Source organism: Streptomyces diacarni (genome assembly GCF_003323715.1).
Lineage (GTDB): Bacteria > Actinomycetota > Actinomycetes > Streptomycetales > Streptomycetaceae > Streptomyces > Streptomyces diacarni.
The window spans coordinates 1-15,112 of the sequence record NZ_QOIN01000054.1 but is presented as its reverse complement, the minus strand read 5'-3'; the positions used below and the strand labels follow the sequence as shown (position 1 = coordinate 15,112).

10 protein-coding genes and 1 pseudogene are annotated in these 15,112 nt (G+C 69.6%); 9 read left to right on the top strand and 2 right to left on the bottom strand.

Translation table 11 applies throughout. The features are described 5' to 3' along the window. The first annotated feature begins 38 nt into the window (after nt 1-38). From DTL70_RS27015 to DTL70_RS26995, 5 genes are all read left to right on the top strand, one after another. Nucleotides 39-779, top strand: coding sequence for an SDR family NAD(P)-dependent oxidoreductase (locus DTL70_RS27015; protein ID WP_245979813.1), 741 nt, complete (start codon nt 39-41; stop codon nt 777-779). A gap of 73 nt (nt 780-852) precedes the next feature. Further along, the gene (locus tag DTL70_RS27010; RefSeq protein ID WP_114024629.1) at nt 853-2,163 is read left to right on the top strand and encodes an MFS transporter; all 1,311 of its coding nucleotides are present in this window, start codon (nt 853-855) and stop codon (nt 2,161-2,163) included. Continuing rightward, a complete protein-coding gene (locus tag DTL70_RS27005) occupies nt 2,160-3,359 on the top strand; it encodes a C45 family autoproteolytic acyltransferase/hydrolase (RefSeq protein ID WP_114024628.1) in 1,200 nt (399 codons plus the stop codon). The genes DTL70_RS27010 and DTL70_RS27005 overlap by 4 nt, the downstream gene beginning before the upstream one ends. After that, a complete protein-coding gene (locus DTL70_RS27000) occupies nt 3,356-4,201 on the top strand; it encodes a polysaccharide deacetylase family protein (protein WP_114024627.1) in 846 nt (281 codons plus the stop codon). The genes DTL70_RS27005 and DTL70_RS27000 overlap by 4 nt, the downstream gene beginning before the upstream one ends. Next, entirely contained in the window at nt 4,198-4,911 is a 714-nt protein-coding gene (locus DTL70_RS26995; RefSeq protein ID WP_245979810.1) for an SDR family NAD(P)-dependent oxidoreductase, read from the top strand. Before DTL70_RS27000 ends, DTL70_RS26995 begins: the two co-directional genes overlap by 4 nt. Before the next feature lie 28 nt (nt 4,912-4,939). Here the strand turns inward: DTL70_RS26995 and DTL70_RS26990 are convergent, their stop codons facing one another. Beyond that, nucleotides 4,940-6,637, bottom strand: a complete 1,698-nt coding sequence (locus tag DTL70_RS26990) for an ABC transporter substrate-binding protein (protein ID WP_220183655.1) — start codon at nt 6,635-6,637, stop codon at nt 4,940-4,942. A 343-nt stretch (nt 6,638-6,980) separates the two neighbouring features. Here DTL70_RS26990 and DTL70_RS26985 point away from each other — a divergent pair, with 343 nt between their 5' ends. Continuing rightward, on the top strand, nt 6,981-7,898 hold the full coding sequence (locus DTL70_RS26985) for an RHS repeat domain-containing protein (RefSeq protein ID WP_181861101.1): 918 nt from the start codon (nt 6,981-6,983) through the stop codon (nt 7,896-7,898). A 1,878-nt stretch (nt 7,899-9,776) separates the two neighbouring features. On the opposite strand, the gene DTL70_RS26975 is transcribed toward DTL70_RS26985, so the two are convergent. Continuing rightward, entirely contained in the window at nt 9,777-10,835 is a 1,059-nt protein-coding gene (locus DTL70_RS26975; RefSeq protein WP_114024623.1) for an ATP-binding protein, read from the bottom strand. 893 nt (nt 10,836-11,728) lie between these two features. Here DTL70_RS26975 and DTL70_RS33900 point away from each other — a divergent pair. The 3 genes and pseudogenes from DTL70_RS33900 to DTL70_RS26960 all read left to right on the top strand — a co-directional run. Then, entirely contained in the window at nt 11,729-12,427 is a 699-nt protein-coding gene (locus DTL70_RS33900) for a GNAT family N-acetyltransferase (RefSeq protein ID WP_114024622.1), read from the top strand. A 221-nt stretch (nt 12,428-12,648) separates the two neighbouring features. After that, a complete protein-coding gene (locus DTL70_RS26965) occupies nt 12,649-13,065 on the top strand; it encodes a hypothetical protein (protein WP_114024621.1) in 417 nt (138 codons plus the stop codon). Nucleotides 13,066-14,101: 1,036 nt separating this feature from the next. Further along, nucleotides 14,102-14,597 (top strand): annotated as a pseudogene (locus DTL70_RS26960) (IS5 family transposase); the annotation flags it as partial. Nucleotides 14,598-15,112 lie beyond the last annotated feature (515 nt).

Here is a 15,112-nt window from a genome sequence, read left to right as displayed (position 1 = left end):
CGAACCTACTGTCCCCACCATCAGCAACAGCAGGAGAGATGAGCATGAAACTGGACGGCAAGATCGCGGTAGTGACGGGCGCGGCCGGCGGTATCGGTGCCGCCGCGGCCGAGCGGCTCTCGCGCCTCGGGGCCGTCGTGGTGCGGGCCGACGTCCAGTACGCGGCAGACGCCGAGCGGGCGGACCGAGCGTACCTCGACGTCACCGATCCCTCGTCGTGGGACCGGCTGCGTGAACACGTCCGCGCGGAGTTCGGGCCGGTCGACCTGCTCGTCAACAACGCGGGCGTCAGCGCACGCGCCGACCTGCTCGGCACCAGCGACGAGGACTTCACGCGGGTGCTTCAAGTGAACGCGTTCGGCCCGTGGCGGGGCATCAAGACCTTCGCCGACGACCTGGCCAGGAGTCGAGGCGTCATCGTCAACGTGGGCTCGATCTACGGCGTCACCACCCCGCCCGCCGGGGACGGCACAGTCCCCTCCACGGTCGCGTACCAGATGAGCAAGGCCGCGGTGCACCAGCTCACCAAAGTGGCCGCAGTCGAGCTCGCCCCACGCGGCATCCGCGTCAACGCCCTGCTGCCCGGTGTCTTCCGCACGGCGCTCCTGGACGACCTGCCGCCCCAGGCCTTGCGGGCCCGCGTCGAGTGCGCCCCGCTGGCCCGGCCGGGCGAGACGGACGAGCTGGCACACGCCCTGACGTTCCTCGCCTGCCCCGAGTCCTCGTTCGTCACCGGTGTGCTGCTGCCCGTGGACGGCGGCTATCTCGCCGCCTCCTGACCTGCGTGACCAACGTGGCCTGCTCCGCTTCCCCACCGAACCTGCTCAAGAGACTCCCCCGAGAAGAGAGACCATGAAGGCATCAACGACCGAGGCACCCGCAGCCGACACCGGCCCCAGGGCGGGTCTCAAGCTGCGGGCCGTCGTCTCCGGCAGCATCGGTAACCTGCTCGAGCAGTACGACAACCTCGTCTACGCCTACTCGACGGTGTATCTGAGCGCTGCGTTCTTCTCCGGCGGCGGCTCCGTGTCGTCGCTCCTGTCGACCTTCGCCGTGTTCGCCGTGGGTTTCCTCGCACGTCCGCTCGGCACGGTCTTCTTCGGGCACATCGGCGACAAGCTGGGGCGTCGGCCCGCCTTGCTGGCCAGTGTGATCCTGATGGGCTCGGCGACCGTCCTGATCGGGCTGCTGCCCGGCTACGGGACCATCGGAGTCGCCGCCCCAGTCCTGCTGGTGGTGCTGAGGCTGTTCCAGGGGTTCGCCGTCGCCGGCGAGTGGGCCGGCTCCGCGGCCATGCTGGTGGAATACGCGACTGAGGGCACCCGCGGCAGATTCGGCAGCCTCAACCAGGTCAGCACCGCCGCCGGATTCCTGGTGGCCGCCGGTGTGGTGGCACTGAACTCGCTGTTGTGGAGCGAGCAGGGCATGCAGGGCTTCGGCTGGCGGGTGCCGTTCCTCGTCGGCGCGGTGACCGCAGTCGTCGCGCTGCTGCTGCGATTCGGCCTGGAGGACACCCCCGCGTTCCGTGAGCAGGAGGCCGCCGGGGAGACCAGCGCGAGCCCGCTGCGGCTTGCGCTGCGCACCCAGAAGAGCGCCATGGCACGCGGCTTCTTCTTCACAGTGAGCTGGACCGTCGCCTACTTCTTCTTCCTGACGTACCTGCCGACACACCTGCGCGAAGAGGTCGGCATCGACCCCGGGATTGTCGAGGCGTCGAACATCGTGGGCCTGGTTGTGCTGACGGTGGCCATCTTCGGGTTCGGCGTGCTGTCCGACCGCATCGGCCGCAAGCCGCTGCTGCTGACCGGCTCCGGGGGACTCGTGCTCCTGAGCTACCCCGCCCTGCTGGTGTTCCAGACCGGCAACCCGGCAGGCGTCTTCCTCGGACAGATCCTCATCGGGCTCATCATCGCGGCGTTCTCTGGGCCGGGGCCTGCGGCGCTCGCCGAACTCTTCCCCACCAACGTCCGCTACTCGGCGCTGGGCATCGGCTACAACTTCTCGGTCATGGCCTTCGGCGGCACCGCCGGCTTCATCGCGACACTGATCATCGACCGCACCGGCAATGCAGTCGCCGTCGCCCTGCTGCCGACGTTCGCCGCCCTCATCACCTTCGTCACCGTGTGCCGCATGCCCGAAACCTACCGAACCGAACTGAAATGAGAGATGCCACCGTGGTCACCACGTCCACCCAAACCCCGCGGCTGATCGTCGTCCAGGGCAGCTATCGGCAGATGGGCGAGACTCTCGGCCACGCCACCGCCGACCTCATCGCCCGCAGCCTCGACACGTACCTCGGCCGCTTCCGCGCCGACGCCGGGCTCAGCGACGCCGATATCGACCGCTGGGGACACACCTACCTGGACATCGCCGCGTCGTATTCCCCCCAGATCGCCGCGATGCTTGACGGCATGGCGAGCGGCTCGCGCCAGTCCGCCCACCGGCTCGCCGCGCTCAACGCGCGCACGGAGATGCTGTACGGCACCGGCTACCGCGACGAGGGCTGCACCTCCCTGTCAGTGCTGCCGAGCCACACCGGCGACGGGCACACCCTGCTCGCCCAGAACTGGGACTGGCACCCCGAGCAGGCGGAAGTCACCTTCCTCCTCGCCACCCGCGACGAGACCGGCTTCAGCGTGCTGTCGCTGGCCGAGGCGGGCATGCTCGCCAAGAGCGGCCTCAACTCCGCCGGGCTTGGAGTGTGCGCCAACCTCCTGGTATCCGACCGGGACCGGGGCGGCGCCGGAGTCCCCTACCACTACCTCCTGCGCGGGGCGTTGCAAGCGCGGACGATGTCCGGCGCCCACAAGAAGCTGTTGCCCGTCCAACGGATCTCCTCTGGCAACGTACTCCTCGCCGACGGCAACGGCGGAGAAGCCGTCGACTTCGAACTGGCACCGGATGTCTTCGGCACACTGCTGCCCGAGAACGGCCTGGTCACCCACGCCAACCACTTCGAGACACCGCTGCCGCTGCACGACAAGAAGGCGGCCACCAGCGCACTCACCATCCTGCGTTCCGTACGGGCCCGGCACCTGCTGGAACCGGCCCTCGAAGACCGCCGGATCGGCCTCACCGACATCGTCGCCACCCTGCGCGACGAGTGGTCGTCCCCGGACGGCATCTGCCGGCACCCCGATCCCGAGGTCCCGGAGGCCGAGCGCAACGCGACCGTCTACTCAGTGGTCATGGACCTCACCGACCGGGTGCTGTGGATCGCGCCGGGCCCGCCGAGCCGGCACGGCTACGCCCGCTGGGAGCTGGACACATTGTTCGACGACCCCACCCCCGGGCCCCTGGAGTTCCTCCCCGAATCGCAGAAAACCGCCACCGCACCGAGCGAGGAGATACCCGCATGAGCCGCGGAACCGTCTGCCTGACCTTCGACTTCGACGCCATCTCGCTGTGGATGGCGCGCGGCCAGACCACCCCGGGCCCGGTCTCCCGCGGCGAGTTCGGCGCCTACGCCATCGACCGCATCCTCGCCCTGCTGCGCCGCACCGAGGTACCGACCACGTTCTTCATTCCCGGGCACACCTTGGAGACGTACCCCGCACAGAGCGCGGCCGTCGCCGAAGCCGGGCACGAGATCGCGTTGCACGGGTACGCCCATGAGCCGGTGTCGACGCTGGACCGGGACACCGAGCTGGCGGTCAACCGCCGATCGGCGGCGTTGGTCGAGAGGCTGACCGGTGCCCCGCCCGCCGGACACCGCACCCCCAGCTTCGACTTCACCGAGCACACCGTCGACATCCTCACCGAACTCGGCATCGTCTACGACTCGTCGCTGATGGGCACCGACTTCGAGCCCTACGTCGCCCGCACCAAAGACCGCTGCTCGGCCGACGGTCCTTTCGCGTTCGGCCAGGACTCGGCAGTGGTCGAGCTGCCGGTGTCCTGGACGCTGGACGACTACCCGCACCTGGAGTTCGTGCGCACGCCACTGCTGATGATGCCCGGCCTGCAGGACGCCGATGCGATGTTCGAGCGGTTCCTGCGCGATGTGCGCTACATGACCAAGGCCGTGCCCGACGGGGTGGCGACGGTGACGCTGCACCCGCAGGTTGTGGGCCGGGGCGCGCGGATGGCGGCCCTGGAGCGCTTCATCACGGGCTGCCGCGAACTGGACGTGACGTTCGAGCGCTGCGTCGACGTGGCACGCCGGGTGCGGCCCGCACTGGTCGGGGCGTGTGCGGTGTGACCAGCGCGGAGCGTTCGGTGCTGGTGATCGGCGCGAACGGAGGCATCGGCCGCGCTGTGGTGGACCGGCTCATGGCGGACGGCTGGTCGGTCACCGGCACGGATCTCCCGGAGGTCGACCTGTCCCGCGGGGGAGTGGTGGCCGAGCATGTAGCGCGGCTCTGGTCGCGGCAGGGTGGCTTCGACGCGCTGGTGCACGCGGCGGGGGTGTTCCCCGCCGCGCCCGTCGTCGAGAGCGACGAGGAACTGTTCGATCGGGTCATGGCCGTGAACACACGCTCGGCGCTGAGCGCGGGGACGGAGTTCGTGCGCCGATGCCGGGCCGAGGGGCGCCCCGGGACACTGCTGTTCGTGAGCAGCGGCGCCGCCGCCCGAGCCAGGCTCGGTACAGCCGTCTACGCCGCGTCCAAGGCGGCGCTCGACGCCCTTGTGCGCGGGATCGCGCTGGAGCACGGCCGCGACGGCATCCGCTGCTGCGCGGTGGCCCCCGGCTTCGTTGACGTGCGGTCGGCCGTCAATCCCGTCCCACGTGCCTACGTGGACGCGCTGACGCAGGCCTCCGTACGCGGGCGCGTCGGGCGCCCCGGTGACATCGCCGCGGTCCTGTGCTGGCTGCTCGGCCCGGACGCCGGCTGGGTCAACGGGCGGACGGTTCCGGTCGACGGAGGCGACGGCATCGGCACGCTCACAGCACCGAACTGGCTCAGCTGACCACTCCGGCTGGGTCGATCACTCCGGCTCAGCCGGCCAGGGGCGGCGCGAGGCGCTGGTGGGAACCGCCGGTGATCCGGTAGATGAGGTGCGGATGCCCGCTGGCGGGGTCGCCCGTCTCGTCCGGATAACTGAGACCCCGCTGGCCCCGCCCCACGAACTTGTGGGCACCCGTCACACCGAACGACGCTGACGTGCGCAGCTGTTCACGTACGGCAACGAAGTCCCACGGTCGGCTGGCACGGCTCCACGCCTGCGCCAGCACATTGACCATGTCGTAGTGCACGGCCGCGGCGGCGGGCCCCGGATCCGCGCGGAACGCGGCGCGGAACCGCTGCTCGAACGCGGTGCACAGCGGGCTGTCCACGTTACCGATCACCGTCGACCACAGCAGTCCCTCGCTGAGCCCACCCAACCGCCGGGAGAACTCCGGGGCGGCCGGGGACCACGCCGCGTGGAACGTGGCGCTCTCCCGCAGCCCGGCGGCGGCCTCCAGGAAGGCGCGCAGGGTCGGCTCCGGAAAGATCGACAACGACACCAAGTCGGGATCCGCCAGCTCAAGACGAGAGACGATGTCGGAGAAGTCCAGGGCCGCGTCGGCCACCGACTCCAAGAACACCAGTTCCCACCCGGCGTAGTCGGCCTGCCGCTGCACGCGCTCGACGACACCCGGGTCGAAGGTGCTCTCCCGCTGCAGCACGGCGAGCCGCCGACGCCGCGACCGGAAAGCGCCACGGTCCTCCAGGTCCCCTACGGTGCGCAGCAGGCCCGGCACGTACGCCGACTCGGTGGAGCAGACCTGGAAGACCGCGCCCAGACCGGCCGGGTCGGCACGCACCCTCTCGGACAGCGCCTGCCCGGTCATGCTGTGCAGCACCGGTGTACCGGACGCGTTGGCGGCGGCGAGCGCCGGCAAGGTGACCGGCAGCGGGAAGTTCCCGAACACGATGCCGTCCACTCCGCGCTCCATGAGATCCCTCACAGTGCTCAGGAGTTCGTCCGGCGCCACGGACACGGTCACATGCTCGAGCTCACGACCGGACACACCACCACGCGCCGAGATCTCTCCCACGGCCAGACGGGCGCCGCGCCGCATCGCCAGGACCTGGGTATCTGCCAGGGGGCCGACCGGGTACACGGAGGCGAGGATCGCGGGCCGCCGCGCGGGCGGCCGGGACGTGGCCGGGCGCGGCGCCGGTTCCTCGTCATCGAGCACACCGAGCAGCGCCGGGGGCAGCACGAGGGCGGAGGTTGGCAAGGGGGAGACGTAAGCGTCCTCCGCTGCGATCAGCGTCGCCACGGACGCCCGGGTCCGTACTCCGAGCTTGGCGAAGACGTGCTCGAGGTGGGTGGCGACGGTACGCCGCGAACAGGACAGCACGGTGGCGATCTCCTGATTGCCCAGCCCTCCGGCAACGCAGGTGGCGACCTCCAACTCCCGGATGGTGAGCCCGAACGGTGCCTCGGTGTCGTGGACGTCGAGCCGCACCACGCCACGACCGGCATCGGGCACGTCGAGGCTGACACGGCGCACAGTGTTCCCGGTGATGTCCAGGTAGCGCAGGCTCAGACCGGGCAGCACGTGTGCCGCCCGCCGGGCGACGAGCACCAGATCGGGCCGTGAGGCGAAGAACTCCGGGTCACTCCCACTGCCCTGCCCGTCCACCGGCTGCAACCACCGCCGGGACCCGGGCGAAGGAGTGGACGACTCCTCCAGCTTTCTCACCCTGGCTCCTCTCCACACCCACGGACCGGCCCCGTGGAGACGTCCGCCGGCCGGACACCTCGATCCCTCGTGGTGCTGGGGCTGACCCTGTCGCGAGCGCTCCCGATGAGCCGGGCGCCTATCGAGGCACTTGGCTCACAAGCGCCCGGAGCGCGGCAGTACCCCTCAGGACAGCCACGCGATCACGTTGTGTAACCGACTCTATGTCGGAAATCGGTCGCTTGGGCTCCGAGATCGATGGCTACTGCGATATACGAACGAGCACGAGAAATGGCGTCCGGACAGCGATCCTACCGGTCGAAGCAGGGGAGGCAACCGACGAGGCCGGGACGGCTCCCAGACGGTGCTGACCTACACCGCCGACGGCAACGTCGAAACCTACGAAGACTTCGGTGGCAAGACCCAGTACCGCTACGACGAAGCGAACCGCCTGACTTCCTTGACGGCCCTGGACGGGAAGAAGACGACCTACGCGAGCGACAACAACGACACTCGCACCTCCACCACCTACCCCGGTGGCACCTGGCAGTCCGTGACGCTGGATAAGTCCAGCCGGCCCACCAAGATCAAGACCACCAACGGCGACACGACGCTGGTCGACCTGTCCCACACCTACACCTCGGGCGGCAAGACCGTTGACGGCACGAAGTTCCGTACCGCCACCGAGGCGGTAGAGGACCTTAAGCGCACGCACACCTACGACAGTGCGGGCCGCGGTGGCGAAGAAGCGGCAACAGTACACGGGCGCCGGTCACAGCGGCGCGGCGTGCCTGCCGCTCGTCGCGGTTGCGGTTCGGCTCCTTGGCGGGCTTCTTGGGCTTTGACGCTGCGGTGGGGCGTTCGGTCTTCCTGCTGGCCTGACTGGCCCAAGGGCTGGGTGGGGAACGCAGGAGTCGGCGACCGCGCGCGGCCCGGTCGGCGTTGGCGTGCAGGAGGCGGTTCTGGTCGCGGAGGCGGTACGAGGAGGCATCGCGCGACCGCCGAGCCGCAGGTGCCCGGGCGCGTAGCTGCTGCCAACGGCGGGCACATCCGTGCGGGCGCGGGGAGCAGTGTCATCCGCTGGCTTGACGTGCACCCGGACTACGCGCGCCGCGCCGAGCCCGCCGACATCCTCAAGGCGCTCGGACTGCAGGCCTGGAACGGCGCTCCGCGCGGTGAGGCGGACAGTCCGTGCGCCGGCGTCCGGGCCCGGATGCCCGCTCAGCCCACCTCGACCTGCTTGGTCTCGTCCGCGAACGTCAGGCCCATGGTGTTCCGGTAGCCGACGAACGGCGCGACCAGGCCGAGGGCCATCCACCATGTGCCCCACGTGAAGTGGACGATGAGCACGCCGATGACGGTGAAGACCGCCACCCCCTGCTTGCCGCTCACCCAGCACCCCGCCGCGAGGGTGCACGCGGCGAGCAGCCCCCACGGGCCGCCCACCACAAAGGCGGTCACCAGCGCGGCGGCCCCGCATACCGAAAGGCAGCCCTTCACCTGCGGGTAGGCACCCTCCAGCATCGGTTCCGGTATCGATTCCGGCTCCGGGCCTGCGCCCGTACCCCGCCGCGACCGGCGGCTGACTGCGGCGTGCCCCGTACGTACGGCGGCGAGCAGGAGCGCCCAGCCTGCCAGCGCCCACCATGGCGCGTCGTAGAGCGTCGCGAGCACCACACCGATGCCGGTGACAACGGCCGCACATCCTGAACGTTTCTCAGATGTGACAGTGGTGGCGTAGGACAGTTCCTCGGACTCGTCCTCGGAACTGGGCGGCAGTTGGGCGGCCCAGTCCCGCAGCGCGGCGGCCTCGTCGGCGGCGCCGCTGTCGGTCAGCGCCTCGACGGCCTCGTCGGCTGTACGCCGAGCGGCCGCCAGGCGGTTGACCGCCGCGAACGCCTTCGCGAGCGCCGCGAGCTCGGCACCCTCCCGGTGCCGGTTGCCCAGGTCCCGCCAGACTTCCACGGCCTTGAGATGCACCTGATAGGCGGCGGTGAGCCTCGCGCGGTCGGACAGCAGCAGTCCCAGGCGGTGCAGCGCGTCGCCCTCGCCGTTCCTGTTGCCCGAGGAGCGGCAGTACTCGACCTGTTGCTGGAGTGCGGATGCGGCGTCCACGTCGTCGGCCATCGCCGCCATTGAGGCGGACAACTGCATCGTCAGCAGGTTCTCGGCCTCCGTGTCGCCGGTCTGGCGCAGTAGTGCGACGGCGCGCTGACGGTAGGCGGCGGCTGTGCGCTGCCGGCCCGTCTGCGCGTGGAGCAGCGCCAGTTGAGCGCACGCCCTGGCCTCGACCTCGGGATACCCCTCGTTCTTGGCCACCCGCGCGGTGCTCTCGATCCCCGACACGGCCAGGGCGTATCTCCCGTTGCGCGCGTGGAGTGCCGCCAGGGTCACGCCCAGGTGCAGTTCGGACTGGCGCTCGCCCGTGTCGGCGAACAGCGCGGCACTCCGGCGAGCGGCCAACAGCGCCTCCTCCAGATCGTGCAGCGTGCCCGCGGCTTCCGCGAGGTCGTCGAGGACCTGCGCTTCCCGCAGCGGGAGCTCCAGCGCGCGGAACTGCTGAGCGGACTCGCGCAACGCGGACACGGCCTGGCGGTGGCGTGCGGCTTGGACCAGGCACAGGCCGCGGGTGTGCAGCGCTTCGGCGACCTGTTCCGCGTCCGCAACGGCCCGCCAGGTCTCGAGCGCGTCGTCGAGGGCGGACAGCCCCTCGCTGAACCGGGCGGCGGCCACCAGGGTGGTGCCGAGCCGCGCCAGCGCCTCGGCCCGGCGCCGGGCGTCCCCCGAGCGTGCCGTGGCCTCGGCCTCGTGCCGGCACAGCACGAGGCGCACGCCCAGGTCGCACTGCTCGGTGAGGAAGGCGCACACGGCCGCCGCCAGGTCGGCGGCGAGGCCGTCCAGGCCCGTCGCGACCGAGACGGGAACCGCTGCCACCAGCGTGACACGCTCGCTCTCGAACCACTCCGCGTCCCGGCGGCTCACGGCTTGCAGGTAGTACTCCAGCAGGCGCGTCAACGCGGCCGCCGGTTCGTCGGCCGGCCGTGGCAGCGCGCGTTCCCGCAACTGCTGCCGCACGAGATCGTGCATCTGCCAGTGGCCGTCGGCCTTGCTCAGCAGATGCGCCTGGCGCAGCGTACGGAGCGACCCCCGCACCTCGGCTTCACAACGGCCGTCCAGCGCCTGCGCGGCCTCGGTCTCCAGCCCCGGGCCGGGGTTCAGTGTGCATAATTGGGCGAGCCGCGCCGCCGAGGGATCGCGGGCGAGTAGGCGTCGCCATGAGACGTCGACCGCTGCGGCCACCGACAACTCGCCGTGCCGCAGCTCGCCCCCCCATGCGCAGTTCGTCCACCAGCGCCGTCAGGGGCAGGTCGGGCTCGTCGGCGAGGATCGCCGCGACGATGCGGACCGCGAGGGGAAGCGCACCGCACATCGTCACCAGGCGGTCCGCGATACGGGGACTGCCCGCCACGCGGGGGTCGTCCGGGAGGTGGTTCCGCAGGGCCCGCTCGAGCAAGGTCCGCGCCTCGGCCGCCGGCAGCGCCTCGAGGACGAGCGTGTTTCCGTCCGACAGCGACAGCCGGTCGCGTGTGGTCGCCAGAGCACGATGGGCGGCATGGCGCGGCAGGAGGTCCCGTACCTGGTCGCCACTGGAGGCGTTGTCCAAGACGAGCAGCACACGTCGTCCCTCCCGGCCCAGCCGATCCAGCGTCCGGTGGTAGACGGCGGCCTGCTCCGCCCGGTTCTCGGGAACGTCCTGCGTCTCCACGTCCAGAGCACGCAGGAGCGGGGCGAACACGTCGTGCGATGCGACCGTCCTGCCGTCCGGGTCGTAGCCGCGCAGATCCACAAAGAGCGCGGCACCGGTGAACCACTCCCTCCGCACGGCGAGCGCCGCCGTGCGGAGGGCAAGGGCCGTCTTGCCCACTCCGCCCATCCCCGCGGACACCACCACCGCGCGGCCCTCGCCGTCCGGCTCCAGCCGCGCCAGCACCTCCTCCACCTGTGCGGCGCGCCCCACGAACAGGTCGGCGTGCGCCGAGCCCTGGGCGGCCACGGGTGTGACCACGGGCATCACCGGGGGCTCCGCCGAGTGTAAGTGCACACCACCGTGGATGGTATGCGCCTGCACCACGGGGCCGATGACGTTCCCCGAGATGACGTTCCCCGAGACGACGTCTTTCGCGACGACATCGTCTGCGCCGTGCCGCTTCGCAGTCATGCGGATATCTTCTCGCCTCCACGGGCGAACCGGACCCCTTTCCGCGCGACTCGGCACCTCCGCCACCGCACCTCGCAACTCGGCACCTCCGGCGGCCCCTTCCGTTCCGCCAACACCCAACCCCCCGCCCGGCCCGGTCGAACAGGAAGCGATGCCCCCTACGCCCGAGCCTCCAGCACACCCGCCTCTGCCGCCCCCCCGGCGGTGCCACGACAGACGTCCAAGCCCCGCCGCACCCGCCGGGCTCGCCGGGGCTGGTGGCTGTTCAGCGGCCGTCGTCGACCTGGTGCTTCCGAGGGGGCCCGACGGCGGTCAACAAGCGCGCTGGCCGGACTAAAAGTGCGAGATTGAGCTGGAGTGTGCTTTTTGAATTCAGGCTGAACTTCGTCTCAGTGAAGAGCGGTTATCCCGTGTCCGATGGACAGTGAAGGTGGGTGGCCGTGCGCGCGATGCGCGCGCCGCGGCTGACTCGCCAGTGAGCCTGGCTCGCCCAGACGTTGACTGCGAAGCCCACTTGGCTGCCTTCGAGAAGGCCTGCTTGATGACTTCAGGGTCCTTTTGCTCCGTCGATGCCTTTATTGATTCTAGGACTCGCACGACTTTGGGGTCCGGCCGTAGCCATGGGCAGGCCAACGCCCCCATCACGAGCCCGCCAGCGATGATCCTTTCCTTGATTCCATTTCGCACCTGGCCCTCAGTTGTATCGGTGCGTCTGAACAATTATTCTCTAGTAACGGCGTGCGTACGGCTGGGACGATGTTGGCTGGGGCGGCGAGATAGAAACAAGCTTATTCGGGCAGGACCGAAAGCGCCCGGCCGGTGAGTTGGGACTGCCGCATGGATAGGTGACACCTGACCAGGCTTGCTGAGAGGCGGCCTGGAAGGATGTCGCAGTGCCCAAGCCGTATCCGAAGAAGTTCCGCGAGGACGTCGTGCGGCTCGCGCGCAACCGCAAGCCCGGCGTCACGGTGGAACAGATCGCCGCCGACTTCGGCGTCCACCCGTTCACGCTGTCGAAGTGGCTGCGCCGCGCCGACACCGACGAGGGCGCCAGGCCCGTGACGGCGTCGAGTGAGTCGGCCGAGGCGCGAAGCCCGCAAGCGCATCCGGCTGCTGGGACAGGAGAACGAGGTCTTGCGGCGGGCAGCGGCGTATCTGTCGCAGGCGAACCTGTCGGCAAAATGATGTACCCGCTCGTCCGCGAGCTGGCCGCCGCCGCTGACCCGCACGCAGAGCGTCCGGGGCACGTCCGCCCGGACGTCGGGAAGACCGAGCTCGGCCACCCGTTCCTGCCGCAGGCGTGGGGACACGGATACGCCACCGAGGCGTGCACAGCCGCACTCGACTGGTTCGCCGACGCGCTCCCCGGCGAAGCTGTGGTGCTGCGCACCCAGACCGCCAATGAACGCTCGCTGCGCCTCGCCGCAAAGCTGGGATTCACCGAAGTGGAGCGGCACGAGGAATACGGCGCCGAGCAGAGGCTCGGCGTGTGGAGGCCGGCCACGCCATCCGATCCGGACTCGTCTTCGATAACGCGGTCCCGCAACTCGACGACACCTTCGACCGAGCCCCGTGCTGTCGCCACTCGTTAACATCTCACCAGGCGGAGACTGCCAAACTGCGACCACCTCTATGGCCAGCGCAAACGCGACAATGGGCTCGGCACTGCATGGTGGTGGCCGCCTGTTCGCCCCCTACCAGAGGTTTTCGGTCTCCGCCGAAAGGTGTAGTAGATGATGTTGAGGCGCTCCTACGGTGATGCGGAGAAGACCGGAGATCACGCAGCAGTAGCAATCCCAAGGAGGACGACCATATGCGTAGCAAGCGGAGCGCCGCACTGGGAGCCGTTCTTTTCTCGACCCTCGTGCTGGGGGCCGGTCCGGTGGCCAACGCCGCTGGGGTGGAATCGGATCATGCGGCGCCTCAGACCGCGCAGACGAAAGGCATGGCGGGCAAGCCGAAACCTTGCGCGAAGGGCGCCGCATGCTGGCTTTCCGAAAACGGGACGGTCATCCTGAGCACGACGGGCAACTGGAGCGCTCCCGACGAGCGCATCGTCTGGGCCGCTGGTGTGACCAACAGGGGGACGGCCGGTAAATACGACCACATCAAAGTCAAGATACGGGCGACGGGGGGCCCTGTTCAGACGGTCTGTCTGTCGCGGGGCAAGAAGCACAGTTTCGGTAGTTACGTCGCCGCCATCTCCATCAAGTGGGCGCAGAGTTGCTGAAGCGATCCTGTGGCATCGGGGCGGCGCTGCCTGCCGCACGGCGCTTGGACTTCTGTCAGCAGGTGACCGACGACCCGAAACCGACCGACTCCAAGATGAGCAGCGGGCCGGGGTGGCGCGAGGCCCGCGTCGTCGTCCTGCTGATCCTGGCATGTCCCCTCGGGGAGGCCGGCTGGTTACGCCCGCTCCCCTCGGAGATGCTGTCAGCGCCCGTTGATGAGTTTGGTAACTCGCTCCCAGCTTGGTCGTTCTTGTGCGGGACTCGCCGTGGCGGCACTGTCCGCAGGACGAGGTCTACCGCCGCATCTTCGGCAGCGGCCCGGAGTGAGCTACCAGGTCGTCTGGGAGCCCGAGGCTCTCGCCCAGGCGGCGAAGCTCGCCGCCGACGATCCTGAGGGGGTACGGTGGGCCTTCACCGCCGTTGACACAAGAAGGGGCCACGGCCGCGTACAAGCCTTCCGACCCGTGCGCGTGCGTGTCAAGAATGCCAACCTTCAGTCGCTGCTGTCCCGGGGAGTCGCAGGTCAACGAAGCTACTGCCGACAGTGACTGACTAGGGCTAGTCACTGGACAACCAGCCCGTTCAGTCGCTTCTTGCGTCAGCGCGGACCTCAGTCCTTCGTTTCCTTCAGCGTGCAGCCGTGGGATGCCGCGGAACGCTTCGCGAAGGCTTCGAGTGCAAAGGTTTGGTAGGCCGTCTCAGCGCGGGAAGGGTGGTCGAGCTCATCGGACCGCGAGGCCTGGCGGACGACGGTGAAGAAGACCGGCGCATTGCCGTCCGGGCAGGAGGCACCGCGCCAGTAGCCGTCGCGCGCCAGTGCGCCCCTGGGCCCGTCTCCCGGCAGTGGCCCGGCACCGCGGAACGACGCCCGTTCGTAAGCCAGTCGTAACCGCAGCGGACCCGCACGCAAAGACGATCGCCTGGGCAAGGACGACGCGGGTCCCCCTCGGCACAGCACTCGGACTCCCGAGAAGACACGCTCCTCTGTAGAAGGAGCCCAAAACGCGATACCTCTACTCAAGCTATTCGGAGAGTTCTCCGGCACGCGCGTCGGCTGGCCAGGCGCTGGGCCGGTCCCGCGGCGGGTTGACGACGAAGGTCCATCTCGCCTGCGACGGCCGGGGCCTGTCCTTGGCCGTGGTTGTCACGTCCGGCAACGTCAACGACTTCACCGTTTTCGACGCGGTCATGGACGGGGTGAGAGTGCCCCGGGCCGGTGCCGGGCGGCCCTGCCGCAGACCTGATGCGGTCATCGCGGACAAGGCGTACTCGTCCCGGGTGTTCCGTCAGACCCTGCGCAGGCGGGGTGTCCGGGCGGTGATCCCGGAGCGGGCGGATCAAAAGGCCAACCGCCTGCGGCGGTCGAAGGCCGGCGGCCGTCCACCCGGCCTTCGACCGTGAGGCCTACAAGGCCCGCAACGTGGTCGAACGCTGCTTCGGCCGTCTCAAGCAGTTCCGCGCGATCGCCACCCGCTACAACTGTTCTTGGTCAAGTGGGTGGGCAGCGTTGGCCCGGGGTTCGGTCTTCTGAGTGGGGCATGAGACTGTCTGATCGTGGCGGAGATGATGAGTGGGTTGGAGGCGGCCTTGGCTGAGGCGTCGTCTCCTTCGTGGTCGCAACGTGTTCGTGCCGGGCGTGACCTCGCTTCCTTCGCTGATTTTCCTGAGGCTGCGGACGCGCTGGTGGGGCTGTTCTTGGACGCCGAGGACACGGCGGTGACCCGGCAGACTGCAGAGGCGCTGGCCCGGGTGGGGAAGGTGGCCGGCGTAAGGCTCATTGCTCTCGCGGTTGCCGAGGCTGACGACCACCAGGCTGACTGGCTGCAGGCCGGGCTGCATGACGCGCTCTCGGGGCCGGACAGTGTGGGGGACATCGCTGCGGTCTGCGGGCAGCTCGCTCGGGACCAGGACGAAGCTGTCCGGCAGGGTGCCTCTATGTCTTTCGTCAAGCGAGGCGTGGGGTTCTGGGTTCGTAGAGGGTGCCGTCGCGGAGCATCGCGAACAGCACGTCGGCTCGGCGTCGGGCGAGGCCGAGCAGGGCCTGAG